This window comes from Pseudomonas sp. AP19 (assembly GCF_001728855.1).
Lineage (GTDB): Bacteria > Pseudomonadota > Gammaproteobacteria > Pseudomonadales > Pseudomonadaceae > Aquipseudomonas > Aquipseudomonas fluorescens.
In genome coordinates this window covers 1-16,366 of sequence record NZ_LXJP01000050.1, presented here as the reverse complement: position 1 = coordinate 16,366, position 16,366 = coordinate 1, and the positions used below count along the sequence as shown (strand labels likewise).

The window sequence follows — 16,366 nt, the reverse complement described above, 5'->3', positions numbered from 1 at the left end:
GGGGCGAATCTTCATCCGCCCCCTGTGTGTCCGCTTATTCCTGCGGTTCTTCTTCGTCTGCGGCAGCATCGAGGGTTGGCTCGTCGACGTTGTCATCGCCTGCTGCGATCACCTCGCCATCGAATACCGCACCTTCCTCGCCTTCCAGCTCTTCGCCTTCGACTTCCGATGGCTCCTGGACACGCTCCAGGCCGACCAGGGTTTCGTCGCTGGCCAGCTTGATCAGCGTCACGCCCTGGGTGTTACGGCCCAGGCTCGACACTTCAGCCACACGTGTACGCACCAAAGTACCCTGGTCGGAAATCAGCATGATTTCCTCGCCGTCGAGCACCTGGACCGCGCCGACCAGACGGCCGTTGCGATCGTTGCTGACCATGGCGATTACGCCCTGGCCGCCACGCTTGTACTCCGGGAACTCGCTGATGGCGGTGCGCTTGCCATAACCACGCGCCGAAGCGGTAAGGATCTGGCTGCCTTCTTCCGGGATCAGCATCGAAATCAGCTTCTGCCCTTCCGGCAGACGCATGCCGCGCACACCGCGAGCGGTACGGCCCATGGCGCGAACGTCGGATTCCTTGAAGCGCGTCACTTTGCCGCCGTCGGAGAACAGCATGACTTCACGCTCACCATCGGTGATCGCGGCGGAAATCAACACGTCGCCTTCGTCCAGCTCCAGGGCGATCAGGCCCACACTGCGTTGACGGCTGAAGGATTCCAGCGGGGTCTTCTTCACAGTACCTTTGGCGGTGGCCATGAAGATGAAGTGACCTTCGGTGTACTCATCGACCGGCAGCATGGTGGTGATGTATTCATCACTGTCCAGCGGCAGCAGGTTGACCAATGGACGACCACGGGCGGCACGCGAGGCCTCCGGGATTTCATAGGTTTTCAGCCAGTACACCTTGCCCTTGCTGGAGAACAGCAGCAGCGTGGTGTGACTGTTGGCAACCAGCAGGTGAGCGATGTAGTCCTCATCCTTCACGCCAGTCGCCGATTTGCCTTTACCGCCACGACGCTGGGCCTGGTACGCAGCCAAAGGCTGAGTCTTGGCGTAGCCACCGTGGGAAATGGTCACAACGCGCTCTTCTTCCGGGATCATGTCACCCAGGGTCAGGTCGAGACGGGCATCAAGGATTTCGGTGCGGCGCACGTCGCCGTATTCGGCGCGGATCACTTCCAGCTCTTCGCGGATCACTTCCATCAGGCGCACGGCACTGTTGAGGATGCGGATCAGCTCGCCGATCTGGTTGAGGATCTCCTGGTACTCGGCCAGCAGCTTCTCGTGCTCCAGGCCAGTCAGGCGGTGCAGACGCAGCTCGAGGATGGCCTGAGCCTGCTCCGGCGACAGGAAGTACTTGCCGTCGCGCAGACCGTATTGCGGGTCGAGGGTCTCGGGACGGCAGGAGTCGGCACCGGCGCGTTCAACCATCGCCACCACGGCGCTGGATTCCCACGGCATCTTGATCAGGGCTTCTTTCGCTTCCGACGGCGTCGGCGAAGCCTTGATCAGCGCGATAACCGGGTCGATGTTCGACAGTGCAACCGCCTGACCTTCCAGGATGTGGCCGCGCTCGCGGGCCTTGCGCAGTTCGAACACGGTACGGCGGGTCACCACTTCGCGGCGGTGACGCACGAAGGCTTCCAGCAGGTCCTTGAGGTTCAGGATGCGCGGGCGGCCGTCGATCAGTGCAACCACGTTGATGCCAAACACGCTTTGCAGCTGGGTCTGGGCGTAGAGGTTGTTGAGGATCACCTCAGGCACTTCGCCACGACGCAGCTCGATCACCACGCGCATACCGTCTTTGTCGGACTCGTCGCGCAGTTCGGTGATGCCTTCCAGCTTCTTCTCTTTAACCAGCTCGGCGATCTTCTCGATCAGACGCGCCTTGTTCAGCTGGTAAGGGAGTTCGGTGATGACGATCTGCTGACGGCCACCGACCTTGTCGATGTCTTCGATCATCGAGCGGGCGCGCATGTAGATGCGGCCGCGACCGGTACGGTAGGCTTCGATGATACCGGCGCGACCGTTGATGATCGCGGCGGTCGGGAAGTCCGGGCCGGGGATGTATTGCATCAGCTCATCGACGGTCAACTCGGGGTTGTCGATGAGGGCCAGGCAACCGTCGATGACTTCACCGAGGTTGTGCGGCGGAATGTTGGTGGCCATGCCCACGGCGATACCGCTGGAGCCGTTGACCAGCAGGTTGGGAATACGGGTCGGCATGACCGCCGGGATCATTTCGGTGCCGTCGTAGTTCGGCACCCAGTCCACGGTTTCTTTGTGCAGGTCGGCCAGCAGCTCGTGCGCCAGCTTGGTCATGCGCACTTCGGTGTATCGCATGGCCGCAGCGTTGTCGCCGTCGACCGAACCGAAGTTACCCTGGCCGTCTACCAGCAGGTAGCGCAGGGAAAACGGCTGAGCCATCCGAACGATGGTGTCGTACACCGCAGTGTCGCCGTGAGGGTGATACTTACCGATCACGTCACCGACAACACGGGCAGATTTCTTGTACGGCTTGTTCCAGTCGTTACCCAGCTCGCTCATCGCGAACAGCACACGCCGGTGCACGGGCTTCAAGCCATCGCGCGCATCAGGCAGTGCTCGACCGACAATTACGCTCATCGCGTAGTCGAGGTAGGACTGTTTCAGCTCGTCTTCGATATTGACCGGGAGGATTTCTTTGGCCAGTTCGCCCATGAGAAGCCTGATTCCTTTTTCGGGTGAAACCTCGTCACATCCTATGGGACGAACGAAGCTCGCCGCTGCCGGCAGAGTGCCTGACAACGACTTACGACAAATCAACGAGTTATGACACGGATCTGCACGTTATAGGCAACCCCTCGGGGCAGCCCTGGAAACCGCCGGATGTTATCACAATCGCCGCCACGCACCTATCCCCCAGATGCGCATGGAGCATAGTAAGTTGACGGATGACAGGCTTGAGGGCGACGAGAGGGGCTCAGAGATAGGGTGGTGCTATTTTTCCGGTGCAGATCCGAGGGGTTTATTGACTTTTAAGGCCAATCGCGGGCAAGCCCGCTCCCACATTTTGGATGTGCCCACCTATCAAAGGCGGAAACTGGCTTGCCGGTGATAGCGACGCCACAGACAGCAAAGCCTTTAATGCAGCCGCTTACGGCACATCAACTTGGCCAACTTCGCCGTATCCGGCCGCTCGACAATGCCTTTTTCGGTCACGATCACATCAATCAGATCGGCCGGGGTGACGTCGAACACAGGATTAAGGGCAGCCACATCCAACCGCTGCCCCATAACATCCAGCAACTCGCCGGGATCACGCTCTTCCAGGGCGACGTCATCGCCAGTGGCCATCATCAAATCGAGTGTCGAGCTTGGCGCCACCACCATGAAGCGTACGCCATGGTGCATGGCGCAGACGGCCAGCTGATAAGTGCCGATCTTGCCGACCACATCACCGTTGGCGGCAATGCAGTCGGCGCCGACAATCACCCAGGTCACGCCCTTGGTCTTGAGAATATGCGCGCCGGCCGAGTCAGCATTTACCGTGACCGCAATACCGTCTGCCGCCAACTCCCACGCCGTCAGCCGCGAACCTTGCAGCCAGGGGCGGGTTTCATTGACGTAGACATGCTCGACCAAGCCCTCCAGGAAGGCCGCGCGAATCACCCCGAGGGCCGTGCCGACACCGCCGGTGGCCAAGGCGCCGGCATTGCCATGGGTCAGGATCGCCTGGGCATTGCCCTGATGCTTGCGAATCCGATCAAGGCCCAATTGAGCCATGACGAGGTTGGCTTCCCGGTCGCTTTCATGAATCGCGATGGCTTCGGCTTCCAGCACGGCCAGCGGGTCGGCGGATTTCTTCACGCGGTCCAGGCGATCGCGCATGCGCTTCAAGGCCCAGAACAGGTTCGACGCCGTCGGGCGACTATCAGCCAGTAACGCGTAGTCTTCTTCCCACGCCGCCTGCCAGTCAGCCCCTTCGGCGATCCGTTCACGCGCGGCGAGCACCAGACCATAGGCGGCGCTGATGCCGATTGCAGGTGCCCCGCGCACCACCATGGCCCGAATGGCGTCAGCCACTTCAGCCGCGGTGGCGCAGACCACCCAGGTTTCCCGGGACGGCAAGGCACGCTGATCGAGCAGGTGCAGTGCGCCATCACGCCATTCGATGGCCTTCACTTTCTCTGCCGCTAACAGTCGGTCGCGCATCCCTTACCCCGCACTCATGAACAAAAGCCGCCGATTATAGCGATCCGCCAGCCAGGACGCTCGGGTATACTTCGCCCTTCTTTTATAGCTGCCCGAGAAGAAGCCTGCGATGACCTCCACTGCCGCCCCGCTCGACCTGTTGCTGCTGCCCACCTGGCTGGTACCTGTCGAACCTGCCGGCGTGGTGCTCAAGGAACATGGCCTGGGCATCCGCGATGGGCGCATTGCCTTTATCGGCCCGCGGGCTGCGGCCTTGAAGCTGACAGCCAGCGAGGTGCGCGAGCTGCCGGGCATGTTGCTCAGCCCCGGCTTGATCAATGCCCACGGCCACGCCGCGATGAGCCTGTTTCGCGGCCTGGCCGACGACCTGCCGCTGATGACCTGGCTGGAAAAGCACATCTGGCCCGCCGAGGCCAAATGGGTCGATGAAGCCTTCGTGCGCGACGGCACCGACCTGGCCATCGCCGAGCAGCTCAAAGGTGGCATCACCTGCTTTTCCGACATGTACTTCTACCCCAAGGTCGCCAGCGACTGCGTGCACAACAGCGGTATGCGCGCGCAAATCGCAATTCCGATCCTCGACTTCCCGATTCCCGGCGCCAGCAGCGCCGATGAGGCCATTCGCCAGGGCGTGGAACTGTTCGGCGACCTCAAGCACCACCCGCGCATCAAGATCACCTTCGGCCCCCACGCGCCATACACCGTGTGCGATGAAAACCTGGAAAAAATCCGCGTGATCGCCGAAGAACTCGACGCGTCCATCCACATGCACGTGCACGAAACCGCCTTCGAAGTGCAGCAGGCCGTCGAGCAGACCGGTGAACGCCCACTGGCGCGCCTGGGTCGCCTCGGCCTGCTCGGCCCGCGCTTCCAGGCCGTACACATGACCCAAATCAGCGAGGATGACCTGGCTTTGCTGGTAGAAAGCAACACCAGTGTCATCCATTGCCCGGAATCGAACCTGAAACTGGCCAGCGGCTTTTGCCCGGTGGAGCGTCTGTGGCAGGCTGGCGTGAATGTGGCGATCGGCACCGACGGTGCCGCCAGCAACAATGACCTGGACTTGCTGGGCGAAACCCGTACCGCAGCGATGCTGGCCAAGGCCGTTGCCGGCTCTGCCACCGCGCTGGATGCCCACCGCGCCCTGCGCATGGCCACACTCAACGGTGCGCGATCCATGGGCCTGGAGGCCGAGATCGGCTCGCTGGAGGTCGGCAAGGCTGCCGATATCGTGGCCTTCGATCTTTCGGGGCTGGCGCAACAACCGATCTACGATCCGGTCTCACAGCTTATATATGCCACCGGACGCGATTGTGTGAAACACCTTTGGGTCGCCGGCAAGCAGTTGCTCGACAACCGGCAATTGACCCGCATGGATGAGCCACAGTTGACCGCCACGGCCATTGCCTGGGGCCAACGGATCAGCGGGCACAGCGAATAACGCAGGGTTTGAACCTACGCTTCAACACCTTCAAACCGATTTATCAGATTTAGAGGATTTACCATGAGCAACGTCGACCACGCTGAAATCGCCAAATTCGAAGCCCTTGCCCACCGCTGGTGGGACCGCGAAAGCGAGTTCAAACCCCTGCACGACATCAACCCGCTGCGGGTCAACTGGATTGACGAACGGGTTAACCTGGCCGGCAAGAAGGTGCTCGACGTCGGTTGCGGCGGCGGCATTCTCAGCGAGGCGATGGCCCAGCGCGGCGCCACCGTCATGGGCATCGACATGGGCGAAGCCCCGCTGGCCGTGGCCCAGCTGCACCAACTGGAATCCGGCGTGAGCGTGGAATACCGCCAGATCACCGCCGAAGCCCTGGCCGAAGAAATGCCCGAGCAGTTCGACGTGGTCACCTGCCTTGAAATGCTCGAGCACGTGCCGGACCCGTCTTCGGTGATTCGCGCGTGCTTTCGCATGGTCAAGCCGGGCGGCCAGGTGTTCTTCTCCACCATCAACCGCAACCCCAAGGCCTACCTGTTCGCGATCATCGGCGCCGAATACATCATGAAGCTGCTGCCGCGTGGCACCCACGACTTCAAGAAATTCATCCGCCCGTCAGAGCTGGGTGCCTGGAGCCGTCAGGCCGGGCTGACCGTCAAAGACATCATCGGCCTGACCTACAACCCGCTGACCAAGCACTACAAGCTGGCCAGCGACGTGGACGTCAACTACATGATCCAGACCCTGCGCGAGGAGTAAGCCTGTGAAGTTGCGAGCGGTTCTCTTCGACATGGACGGTACCTTGCTGGACACCGCGCCGGACTTCATCGCGATCTGCCAGGCCATGCGCGCCGATCGCGGCCTGGCGCCGATCAACGACCAGCACATCCGCGATGAAATCTCCGGCGGGGCACGGGCGATGGTTGCCGTGACCTTCTCGATGGACCCCGAATCCCCTGGTTTTGAAGCGCTGCGCCTGGAGTTTCTGGAGCGCTATCTCAAGGGCTGCGCCATCCACAGCAAACTGTTCGACGGCATGGCCGAGTTGCTGGAAGACATCGAGAAATCCAAGCTGGTCTGGGGTGTGGTCACCAACAAACCGTTGCGCTTTGCCGAACCGATCATGCAGCAACTGGGCCTGGCCGAGCGTTCCGCGCTACTGATCTGCCCGGACCACGTGAAGAACAGCAAGCCGGACCCGGAGCCGCTGATCCTGGCGTGCAAGATGCTCGACCTGGACCCGGCCAGCGTGCTGTTCGTGGGCGATGACTTGCGTGATATCGAGTCCGGCCGTGACGCCGGCACGCGCACTGCCGCAGTCACGTTCGGCTACATCCACCCGGACGACAACCCACGCAACTGGGGCGCCGATGTCGTGGTGGATCACCCGTTGGAACTGCGCAAGGTGCTGGATAACGCACTGTGCAGTTGCTGATTGCTCACCGGTCCTGCTGACCTATGAAGACCCGATGTGGGAGGGGGCTGGCGCCCGATAGCGGTAGGTCAGTGATTGATACAGGGCCTGACACTCTGCAATCGGGAGCAAGCACCCTCCCACATTAGGATTTGTGTACTGTTCTTGGTTCAGTGTTTGTAAACCTACTGAACTCTGTCGAGGCTATTTATGTTTGATTACTCCGCACGTCCAGAACTGCTCAAAGGCCGCGTGATCCTGGTAACCGGCGCCGGTCGCGGGATTGGCGCGGCGGCGGCAAAAACCTACGCCGCCCATGGCGCCACTGTGCTGTTGCTGGGCAAGACCGAAGCCAACCTGGCCGAGGTGTACGACGCGATCGAAGCCGCCGGCCAACCGCAACCGGTGGTGATTCCGTTCAACCTGGAGACCGCCCTGCCCCATCAATACGATGAGCTGGCCGCGATGATCGAAAAAGAATTCGGCCGCCTCGACGGCCTGCTGCACAACGCCTCGATCATCGGCCCACGCACGCCGATCGAGCAGTTGTCCGGTGAGAATTTCATGCGCGTGATGCACGTCAACGTCAACGCGATGTTCATGCTGACCAGCACGCTGTTGCCGCTGCTCAAGCTGTCCCAGGATGCCTCAGTGGTGTTCACCTCCAGCAGCGTCGGGCGCAAGGGCCGGGCGTACTGGGGCGCTTATGGCGTGTCGAAGTTTGCCACTGAAGGCCTGATGCAAACCCTGGCCGACGAGCTCGAAGACGTGGCCTCGGTACGCTCCAACAGCATCAACCCGGGCGGTACCCGCACCAGCATGCGCGCCCAGGCGTACCCCGGTGAAAACCCGATGGAGCGGCCAGCGCCGGAAGAGATCATGCCGGTTTACCTCTACCTGATGGGCCCGGACAGTGCCGGGATCAATGGGCAGGCGTTTGATGCGCAGTAAAACCTGACACAGCACAAATCAAACGGTGGAACCGGGTTTAAGTGGGAGCTGGCTTGCCTGCGATGGCATCCCCGCGGTGTATCTGACATACCGAGTTGATGCCATCGCAGGCAAGCCAGCTCCCACATTGGTTTGCGGTGTATCTGGGCGTTTAGTTTTTCACCACGTCCTCAAGGGTAAAGCGCCCCAGCGGGTTTTGCAGGAAGTTACTCACATTCTTGCGTGAGATGTTGATGTACGGGCTGTAGTACAGATCAATCCAGTTCACATCCTGTTTCGCCAGTTTCTGCAACTCCACATACATCTGCTCGCGCTTGACCGGGTCGGCCTCGATCCGCGCGGCCGCCACCAGGTCCTTGACCTTGTCATTCTTGTAGCGGGTCATGTAGTTCTGGTTAGTGTCATGGCCGAGCACGAACGTGGTTTTCTGGTCCGGGTCGAGAATGTCGTTGGTCCAGTACATCACTGAAATGTCGTACTCACCGTCCACCAGCATCTGCCAGCTTTGCGTCGGGTCGACTTTCTGCAGGTTGGCGGTCACGCCGACCTTGGCCAACTGGTCCTTGATGATCACCGCAATCTGCTCATCCGCTTCGTTGCCGGCGTTGACCACGTAGTTGAGCTTCAAATCCTTGGCCCCGGCCTCCTCCAGCAGTTTCTTGGCGGCGGTCGGGTCATACGGGCGCTGCAGGTTGTTGGCATAGTGGAACAGCGAGCCTTTCGGGATGTAGGAATAGGCCACGGTGCCCTGACCGTAAGTCGCAGTCTTCACCAGCGATTGTTTGTCGATGGCCATGTCCAGCGCCTCGCGCACCGGCTGCTTGGCCAGCAGACCGTGGGCGTGGTTGATCAGCAGGTGATCTTCGCGGGTGGACGGGTCGGAGTGGATCACCACGTTTTTATCTTTCTTCAGTTCTTCCACGCGGGAGAACGGCACGAAGATCGCCGTGTCGAGTTCGTTGTTCTGCACCATGCGCATGCGCGTGTTGTCGTCCGTCACGGAGACCCACTCCACGCCATCCAGGCTGACGTTCTTGGCCTGCCAGAAGTTCGGGTTCTTTTTCAGGATGACGCGATCGCCCTTGCGCCACTCCTCGACGGTGAACGCGCCGGACGTCACCGGGTTTTCCGAGTAGGCGTCTTCGCCCATTTTGGTCATGGCTTTTTCCGACAGGATCGATACCGTCGGCGAGGCCAATTGCGAGAGGAACGCCACGGCCGGGGTTTTCAGGGTGACCACCAGCGTTTGCGGGTCGGCAGCCTTGGCCGTGTTGATCAGGCTGAACGGATCGCTCCACAGCGAGGCCTTGTTATCGCGGATGCGCAACAGGCTGAACGCGGCGTCGGCGGCGGTGATCGGCGAGCCATCGGAGAACGTCGCCTCACGCAGCTTGAAGGTGTAGGTCAGGCCATCCTTGGAGATCTCCCAGCTTTCTGCCAGGCCCGGTTCCATCTTGGTGCCCAGGTTATCCACGCGCACCAGGGTGTCGTAGACGTTGGCGAACACCCAGGTGTCGCGGTTTTGCGCGCTTTTGATCGGATCGAAGGTGGTGCTGTCTTCACGGCAGCCGATGGTCAGCACGCCAGCGGCGTGTGCCAACCCGGCAGTGAGGGACCACGCGGTCAATGTAGCCGCGGCGAGCAACTTCAAGTGGCGGGATTGCATGTCATAACTCCTTGTTCATGAATGGCAGAAAGGGTCAAAGGTGCTTCAAGCACGCAACTGTATCGATGCTCGTGCAGGAAATGAGTAGGCGGCAACACCACGGAACACATCGTCCGGGCATAGCGGCAACGCGGGTGAAAGGCGCAACCTGCGGGCACATTCAATGGGCTCGGCGGCTCACCCGGCAACGGCTCTGCCGGCAAGGGCCGACGCGGATCAATCTCGGGAATCGCCTCGATCAGCGCCGCCGTGTAAGGATGGCGCGGTGCGGTAAACACCGCCTCCACCGGCCCTTCCTCAACGATTTTGCCCAGGTACATCACCGCCACGCGGTCGCACAGGCGGCGCACGATGGCCAGGTCATGGGCGATAAACAGAATCGCCAGGTTCATGCGCTGTTGCAGTTCCAGCAACAGGTTGATGATCTGGCCCTGAATCGACACATCCAATGCCGCCACGCACTCATCGGCGATGATCAAGCGCGGCTCCACCGCCAGCGCCCGAGCGATACCGACACGCTGGCATTGGCCACCACTGAGTGAACCGGGTTTGCGGCTGGCCAACTCGGGGCGCAGGCCGACCAGTTCGAGCAATTCATGCACGCGCTGGGGAATTTGCTCTGGCGCGGCTTTGCGGTGCACCCGCAGCACTTCGGCAAGCGTTTCGCCAAGGGTGTGGCGCGGGTTCAGGGCGGCGTAAGGGTCCTGGAAAATCATCGCGGTTTCATGGCGCAGGCGAGCGATGTCGATAGCGCTGCCATGGGCCATGTCGACGCCATCGAACAACACCTGCCCGGCGCTGATCGGGTTGAGGTGCAAAATTGCCCGGCCCAGAGTGCTTTTGCCACTGCCGGATTCGCCCACCAGGCCCAGGGTCTCACCGGCGGCCAGGGTCAGCGACACCCCGTTCACCGCCCTCACCCACTGTTTTTTCAGGCCGAACAAACCGCTGCCGGACGCCGCAAAGCGCACCTCCAGGTCCTTGATCTGCAACAGGCTCATGGGCGGCCTCCCAAGGGATAGTGACACGCCACCCGCGCGCCTTCCGGCAGCCGCTCGGTGCACAAGGCGCCCACCTGCGGGCAGCGCGGGTTGAACCGGCAACCGGCGGGCAAGGCATCCAGCAACGGCGGCTGGCCAGCAATGGTGCGCAGCAAGGCGTGACCGCCGCTGTGGGCGGGCTGGCAATCGATCAGGCCGGCGGTGTACGGGTGCTGTGGATGGGCCAGCACCTCGTGCTTGCTGCCGTGTTCGCAGAGGCGCCCGGCATACATCACCGCGATCGAGTCACAGGTTTGCGCCACGACGCCGAGGTCGTGGGTGATCATGATCATCGACAGGCCACGCTGGTCGCGCAGGTCCAGCAACAGGCGCAGGATTTGCGCCTGCACGGTCACATCCAGCGCGGTGGTCGGCTCGTCGGCAATCAGCACTTTCGGGTTGCAGCCCAGGGCCACGGCGATCATTGCCCGCTGACGCATGCCGCCGGAAAACTCGTGAGGGTAGTTGTCGACTCGCGCCTTGGGATCGGGAATCCCGACCTGGCGCAGCACCTCGATGGCGAGCAGGCGTGCGTCTTTTTTTGACGCGCCTTGATGCAGCCGAATACCTTCGGCGATCTGCTCGCCGATACGCATCAGCGGGTCAAGATGGCTGCTGGGGTTCTGGAAGATCATGCCCAGTTGCCCGCCCCGCACGGCGCGCATGCCGGGGTCATCCAGTTGCAATAGATCGCGACCGGCCAGGCGCACGGCACCGCCTTGTACGCGCAGATTGGCCGACGGCAACAGGCGCATCAGGCCGCGACAGGCCATGGTCTTGCCCGAGCCACTCTCGCCGACCAGGCCGAGGATTTCGCCTTCGGCCAGCTCGAAGGACACCCGGTCAACCAGGGTGACATCACGCCCGGCGTTATGGGCGATCACGCTGAGGTCCTGCACTTGAAGCAGGCTCATGATCGATCCCCCAACACTTGCGCCACGCCATCGGCCAACAGGCTGAAACCCATGGCCAGGGTGACGATGGCCAGGCCCGGGAAGGTGCAAATCCACCAGGCGGTGGTGATGAACGCCTGCCCTTCGGCCACCATCGTGCCCCACTCGGCCGTCGGCGGTTGCACACCCAGGCCCAGATAACTCACGGCGGCGCCGTTGAGCAGCACCAGCACCGCGTCGGACATGGAAAACACAATCGAGCCAAACATCGCGTTGGGCAGTAAATGCCGGAACAGAATGCGCCCGTGGCCAAAGCCCAGGCTCTTGGCGGCCAGGGCGAAGTCGCTCTCCTTGAGCACCAGGATCTGTGAGCGGATCAGCCGCGCATACGACACCCAGCCCACCAGCGCCATGGCGATATAGAAGCTCTTCAAGCCCGGGCCGAGAATGGCCATGATCGCCAGCATCAGCACCAGGAACGGGAACGCGAGAATCACATCGATCACGCGCATGCAGACGCTGTCGAAACGACCGCCCATGTAGCCGGAGACGGCGCCGACGAAGGTGCCGATCATGAACGGGAAGATCACGCCGATGATGGCCAGTTGCAAGTCGATGCGCGCGCCCCAGACCACCCTCGAAAGGATGTCCCTGCCGTAGTTATCCGTGCCGAACGGATGGGCCATGCTGGGGGCCAACAAGCTGATATCGGTGTTTTGCGCAATCGGGTCAAACGGCGCGACCCACGGCGCAAACAGTGCCAGGGCAAGCCAGGCCAACACAATCAACAGCCCCCACGCAGCGGTCAGTCGACCGTTGCGAAAACCAAAACGCAGGCGCAAACGCCACGGGGCAATCAGTGGGCGGCTGCTCATTGCATGTTCACCCGTGGGTCGAGGGCCACCGTGACCACGTCGGCGACGAAGTTGACCACCACCGTCGCACACGCCAGCACCATGGCCACGCCCTGCACCACCATGTAGTCACGGGTGAAGATGCCGCGCACCAGCAATTGGCCGATGCCAGGAATCGCGAACAGGCTTTCAATGACCACGGTGCCGCTGATCAACCAACCGATATTCACCGCCAGCAGGTTGACCGCCGGTACCAGGGAGTTGGGCAGCACGTGGCGACGGAACACGGCGGCCTCCGGCAGCCCGCGTGCCCGGGCGGCGGTGACATGGTCGGCCTGCAACTCCATCAGCATGCTCGCACGCAGGTTACGGACCAACACCGCCGACAGCGCCAGGGCGATGGTCAAACAGGGCAGCAGCATATGGTGAGCCTTATCCAGCCAGCTGCGCCCGTAGCCGGACACCGGGAACAGGCCCCACTTCACGCTCAGCAACAAAATCAACATCAGGCCCAGCCAGAACGCCGGCATGCCCAGGCCAACCGTGGTGAACACGCGGATCAGGTTGTCTGCCCAGCCGCCTTTATTGCGCGCCGCCACCGTCGCCAGCGGCAGCGCAATCAACAGCGCGAGCAGCACACTGCCGAGCACCAGCACCAGGGTCGGTTCGATCCGCGTGACAATCAGCTTCAAAGCGTCAACCTTGTACAGCAGCGACTGGCCGAGATCACCCTTGAGCAGGTTCTTGAGGAAGTAGAAATACTGCAGCCACAACGGTTGATCCAGGCCGTACTGGGCGCGGATTTTCAGCAACGCATCCGGGGTACTGCGTGAACCCAGCAAGGCCCGCGCCGGGTCACCGGGGATCGAACGCACCAGCACAAAGGTGATCAGGCTGATGCCAAACAACACCGGCAGCAATTGCAGCGGCCGGGACAGCACAAAACGGTAACGCGCCAGGTTCATCCGTCAGCCTCGATGGCGAGCGAGGAAGTCCAGCAGCACCGGGAAGTACGCCTGGGGTTCCTCATAAAAGGGCATGTGGCTGCTGTTCGGAAACACCTGTAATTCGGCATGCCTGGCGGCCAGCTTCATGCGATGGGCGCAGGCCGGCGTGAGTTCATCATGCTGACCCGTGGTGATCAGTATTGGCATCTTGAAGTCAGCCATTTCGGGGATGCGGTTCCAATCCTTGAGGTTACCGATATACAGGAATTCGTTGGGGCCCTGCATGGCTTCGTAGGGGCCCATGTTCCAGTCGCCGAGGGAGCGCTTGACCGGCTCCGGCCATTCGTCCAGACGGCAGACGTGACGGTAGTTGAGCAAGGTAATCGCGGCCTGGTACTGCGGATGGTCCAGGGTGCCCATGGCTTCATGACGCTGCATCATGGCCACGGTTTCACTGCCGAGGGCACCGCGCAGGCGCTCGAGCTCCTGGGACAGGTGCGGAATGTCGCCGACGGTGTTTTCGAGGATCAGGCTTTTCAGTGCGTTGGGGTAATGGATGGCGTATTCGATGCCCAGCCAGCCGCCCCAGGAATGCCCCAGCAAGTGCACGCGACCGAGGCCCAGTGCACGGCGCACGGTCTCAACTTCTTCGACATAACGGCTGATTTCCCACAAGGAAACATCAGTCGGTCTGGCTGATGCGCCGGTGCCAAGCTGGTCGAATGCAACCACTCGCAGGTTATGGTCTTTGAGCCAGCCATGGGCGTCGCGCAAGTAGTCACACGGCAAGCCTGGGCCGCCATTGAGACACAAGAGCACCTCATCGCCGTCGCCAAAGCTGTAGGCCACGACGTTATGGCCGTCGACTTGCACGTTGTACTGCTGGTCGGGGGCAATTTCACGCCACATGCTTACATTCCTTGTGTTGGATCGGCCGGGTAGTCAGCGGCCGTTTATGTGGCCAACACTACCGAGGATGCCGTGCGTCCATAACCTAGTATTTCTTATAGGTTTGGCCTGGCAGTCCTTCGCCGGGGCGTGGCATTCTACTTGCCGCAAGTCGAGATTCAAATGAATTCGGGAGCAGAACGGATGCTGGCCAAGCTAACCGCCTTCAATAACCGTCTGATGCCAGGCAGGAGCCTGGAGGAACAGATGGACAACACGTTTATCCTCGCCCAACAATTGGGCTTCGATGCGCTGGTGTACGACTACACGCCAGTGCCCATCGACCAGGACGGTTCACTGATCACGCCGTCGGTGCTGGAGCTGCGCAACACGCCGCCGGACTGGCACGCGTTATGGTGCCGCGAAGGGTTTTACCAGATCGACCCGGTGCAACACCTGGCCCTGAGCACGGTGTCGCCGTTTGTCTGGTCCTATGAAGCAAAAGCCCAGACCGCACTGCAAAAAATCATCGACCCCTGCCATGCGCCGGTGTCCACTTACCTGCATGAACGCCAACTGACCTGCGGGGTCAGCGTGCCCATCCATCTGCCGCGCGGCGGTTTCGCCTCACTGACCGGCCTGCGTACCGGCAACGCCAGCACGGTATTGAATGATGCCCAGCAGACCCTGGCGGATTTCAGCCTGATTACCCATGCCTTGCAGGAAGCGGCCTACCCGTTGTTCAGCAAAGAGCTACGGACCTACCCGCATATTCATCTGACCAAACGCGAGCGCGAATGCCTGAAATGGGCCGCCGAAGGCTTGACCGCCGCCGAAATCGCCGCGCAATTGAGCCGTTCACTGGCGGTGGTCACCCTGCACCTGGCCTCGGCAATGCACAAACTGGGGGCCAAAAACCGCGTCCAGGCGGTGGTCCGCGCCACCCATTACCGCTTGCTGGAAGATTGAACCGTCGGAAAAACCTAGCTGTTTTGCTAGTTACTTAAACGTTGCGTGCCGACTATCGTAGCCCTGATCCTTTTTTTCAGAGCAGGGTACGAAATGGAATTCATCGAGAAGATGCGCGAAGGCTATGCGGCCTTCGGCGCCTACCAGACCTGGTACCGCGTCACCGGCGACCTGACCACCGGCCGTACACCGTTGGTGATCATCCACGGCGGCCCTGGTTGCACCCATGACTATGCCGACGCGTTCAAGGACGTTGCCGCCAGCGGTCATGCGGTTATCCACTACGACCAACTGGGCAATGGCCGCTCCACACACCTACCGGAAAAAGATGCGTCTTTCTGGACCATCGAGCTGTTCCTCGCAGAGCTGAACAACCTGCTGGACCACCTGCAGATCAGCGACAATTACGCGATCCTCGGGCAATCCTGGGGCGGCATGCTCGGCAGCGAGCACGCGATTCTGCAACCCAAAGGCCTGCGCGCATTCATCCCGGCCAACTCGCCGACGTGCATGCGTACCTGGGTCAGCGAAGCCAACCGCCTGCGCCAACTGTTGCCTGAAGGCGTGCATGAAACCCTGCTCAAACACGAACAGGCCGGTACCTACCAAGACCCGGAATACCTCGCCGCCTCGCGGGTTTTCTATGACCAGCACGTGTGCCGCGTCATCCCGTGGCCGGAAGAAGTGGCGCGCACCTTCGCGGCGGTGGATTCGGACCCGACGGTGTACCACGCCATGAGCGGCCCGACGGAGTTCCATGTGATCGGCAGCTTGAAGGACTGGAACGTGATTGGCCGGCTGTCGGCGATCAACGTGCCCACCCTGGTGATCTCCGGCCGGCACGACGAAGCCACGCCATTGGTGGTTAAACCGTTCCTGGATGAGATCGCGGACGTGCGTTGGGCGCTGTTTGAAGACTCCAGCCACATGCCCCATGTGGAAGAACGCCAGGCGTGCATGGGGACCGTGGTGAAGTTTCTGGATGAGGCCTGCTCGGTGCCGCACCCGGCACTCAAAGCGGGTTGAGATCCTGCCGTGGGAGCTGTATTTACCTATCTTTTTTTACGGGTTGTCGGGGGGCGCTGAGTGCATATCCGTTGTTTGGGTC

At 61.4% G+C, this 16,366-nt stretch carries 14 protein-coding genes; 6 read left to right on the top strand and 8 right to left on the bottom strand.

Annotation, left to right across the window (positions count from 1 at the left end; all coding sequences use genetic code 11):
* Window positions 1-34 precede the first annotated feature (34 nt).
* Together gyrA and mtnA are read right to left on the bottom strand one after the other, a co-directional pair.
* Window positions 35-2,698, bottom strand: coding sequence for a DNA gyrase subunit A (gyrA, locus tag A7D21_RS26450; RefSeq protein WP_053255097.1), 2,664 nt, complete (start codon window positions 2,696-2,698; stop codon window positions 35-37).
* Between the two features lie 423 nt (window positions 2,699-3,121).
* Window positions 3,122-4,192: an S-methyl-5-thioribose-1-phosphate isomerase gene (mtnA, locus tag A7D21_RS26445; protein ID WP_069553071.1), complete on the bottom strand. Its 1,071-nt coding sequence runs from the start codon at window positions 4,190-4,192 to the stop codon at window positions 3,122-3,124.
* A 109-nt stretch (window positions 4,193-4,301) separates the two neighbouring features.
* Here mtnA and A7D21_RS26440 point away from each other — a divergent pair, with 109 nt between their 5' ends.
* The 4 genes from A7D21_RS26440 (at window position 4,302) to A7D21_RS26425 (ending at window position 8,001) form a co-directional block, all read left to right on the top strand.
* Window positions 4,302-5,633, top strand: a complete 1,332-nt coding sequence (locus A7D21_RS26440; RefSeq protein ID WP_069553070.1) for a TRZ/ATZ family hydrolase — start codon at window positions 4,302-4,304, stop codon at window positions 5,631-5,633.
* 63 nt (window positions 5,634-5,696) lie between these two features.
* Window positions 5,697-6,395 (top strand): bifunctional 2-polyprenyl-6-hydroxyphenol methylase/3-demethylubiquinol 3-O-methyltransferase UbiG, encoded by a 699-nt coding sequence (ubiG, locus tag A7D21_RS26435; RefSeq protein WP_003172645.1) that lies wholly within the window; start codon window positions 5,697-5,699, stop codon window positions 6,393-6,395.
* Between the two features lie 4 nt (window positions 6,396-6,399).
* Window positions 6,400-7,071, top strand: a complete 672-nt coding sequence (gene mupP / locus A7D21_RS26430) for an N-acetylmuramic acid 6-phosphate phosphatase MupP (protein ID WP_053255094.1) — start codon at window positions 6,400-6,402, stop codon at window positions 7,069-7,071.
* A 189-nt stretch (window positions 7,072-7,260) separates the two neighbouring features.
* On the top strand, window positions 7,261-8,001 hold the full coding sequence (locus tag A7D21_RS26425) for a YciK family oxidoreductase (RefSeq protein WP_053255093.1): 741 nt from the start codon (window positions 7,261-7,263) through the stop codon (window positions 7,999-8,001).
* Window positions 8,002-8,152: 151 nt separating this feature from the next.
* Here the strand turns inward: A7D21_RS26425 and A7D21_RS26420 are convergent, their stop codons facing one another.
* Genes A7D21_RS26420 through A7D21_RS26395 form a run of 6 tightly spaced genes read right to left on the bottom strand, consistent with a single transcriptional unit; the run spans window position 8,153 to window position 14,310 of the window.
* Window positions 8,153-9,667, bottom strand: a complete 1,515-nt coding sequence (locus A7D21_RS26420; protein ID WP_053255092.1) for an ABC transporter substrate-binding protein — start codon at window positions 9,665-9,667, stop codon at window positions 8,153-8,155.
* Window positions 9,649-10,668: an ABC transporter ATP-binding protein gene (locus A7D21_RS26415; protein WP_053255091.1), complete on the bottom strand. Its 1,020-nt coding sequence runs from the start codon at window positions 10,666-10,668 to the stop codon at window positions 9,649-9,651. The genes A7D21_RS26420 and A7D21_RS26415 overlap by 19 nt, the downstream gene beginning before the upstream one ends.
* Complete coding sequence (locus A7D21_RS26410) at window positions 10,665-11,621, bottom strand: ABC transporter ATP-binding protein (protein ID WP_069553069.1); 957 nt, start codon at window positions 11,619-11,621, stop codon at window positions 10,665-10,667. The genes A7D21_RS26415 and A7D21_RS26410 overlap by 4 nt, the downstream gene beginning before the upstream one ends.
* Window positions 11,618-12,475 carry an ABC transporter permease gene (locus tag A7D21_RS26405; RefSeq protein ID WP_069553068.1) on the bottom strand — a complete coding sequence of 286 codons (858 nt, stop codon included), beginning with the start codon at window positions 12,473-12,475 and terminating at the stop codon, window positions 11,618-11,620. Before A7D21_RS26405 ends, A7D21_RS26410 begins: the two co-directional genes overlap by 4 nt.
* Window positions 12,472-13,419, bottom strand: coding sequence for an ABC transporter permease (locus A7D21_RS26400; RefSeq protein ID WP_053255088.1), 948 nt, complete (start codon window positions 13,417-13,419; stop codon window positions 12,472-12,474). Before A7D21_RS26400 ends, A7D21_RS26405 begins: the two co-directional genes overlap by 4 nt.
* Window positions 13,420-13,422: 3 nt before the next feature.
* On the bottom strand, window positions 13,423-14,310 hold the full coding sequence (locus A7D21_RS26395; protein ID WP_069553067.1) for a proline iminopeptidase-family hydrolase: 888 nt from the start codon (window positions 14,308-14,310) through the stop codon (window positions 13,423-13,425).
* A gap of 183 nt (window positions 14,311-14,493) precedes the next feature.
* Between A7D21_RS26395 and A7D21_RS26390 the strand changes: the two genes are divergently transcribed.
* Complete coding sequence (locus A7D21_RS26390) at window positions 14,494-15,258, top strand: LuxR family transcriptional regulator (protein ID WP_053255086.1); 765 nt, start codon at window positions 14,494-14,496, stop codon at window positions 15,256-15,258.
* Between the two features lie 93 nt (window positions 15,259-15,351).
* Window positions 15,352-16,284 (top strand): proline iminopeptidase-family hydrolase, encoded by a 933-nt coding sequence (locus tag A7D21_RS26385; RefSeq protein WP_069553066.1) that lies wholly within the window; start codon window positions 15,352-15,354, stop codon window positions 16,282-16,284.
* Window positions 16,285-16,366: the final 82 nt, after the last annotated feature.

Bases quoted from the DNA above. Each gene is read 5' to 3' on its own strand.
- gyrA (WP_053255097.1), bottom strand. From the start codon at position 2,698: ATGGGCGAACTGGCCAAAGAAATCCTCCCGGTCAATATCGAAGACGAG.
- mtnA (WP_069553071.1), bottom strand. From the start codon at position 4,192: ATGCGCGACCGACTGTTAGCGGCAGAGAAAGTGAAGGCCATCGAATGG.
- A7D21_RS26440 (WP_069553070.1), top strand. From the start codon at position 4,302: ATGACCTCCACTGCCGCCCCGCTCGACCTGTTGCTGCTGCCCACCTGG.
- ubiG (WP_003172645.1), top strand. From the start codon at position 5,697: ATGAGCAACGTCGACCACGCTGAAATCGCCAAATTCGAAGCCCTTGCC.
- A7D21_RS26425 (WP_053255093.1), top strand. From the start codon at position 7,261: ATGTTTGATTACTCCGCACGTCCAGAACTGCTCAAAGGCCGCGTGATC.
- A7D21_RS26420 (WP_053255092.1), bottom strand. From the start codon at position 9,667: ATGCAATCCCGCCACTTGAAGTTGCTCGCCGCGGCTACATTGACCGCG.
- A7D21_RS26415 (WP_053255091.1), bottom strand. From the start codon at position 10,668: ATGAGCCTGTTGCAGATCAAGGACCTGGAGGTGCGCTTTGCGGCGTCC.
- A7D21_RS26410 (WP_069553069.1), bottom strand. From the start codon at position 11,621: ATGAGCCTGCTTCAAGTGCAGGACCTCAGCGTGATCGCCCATAACGCC.
- A7D21_RS26405 (WP_069553068.1), bottom strand. From the start codon at position 12,475: ATGAGCAGCCGCCCACTGATTGCCCCGTGGCGTTTGCGCCTGCGTTTT.
- A7D21_RS26400 (WP_053255088.1), bottom strand. From the start codon at position 13,419: ATGAACCTGGCGCGTTACCGTTTTGTGCTGTCCCGGCCGCTGCAATTG.
- A7D21_RS26395 (WP_069553067.1), bottom strand. From the start codon at position 14,310: ATGTGGCGTGAAATTGCCCCCGACCAGCAGTACAACGTGCAAGTCGAC.
- A7D21_RS26390 (WP_053255086.1), top strand. From the start codon at position 14,494: ATGCTGGCCAAGCTAACCGCCTTCAATAACCGTCTGATGCCAGGCAGG.
- A7D21_RS26385 (WP_069553066.1), top strand. From the start codon at position 15,352: ATGGAATTCATCGAGAAGATGCGCGAAGGCTATGCGGCCTTCGGCGCC.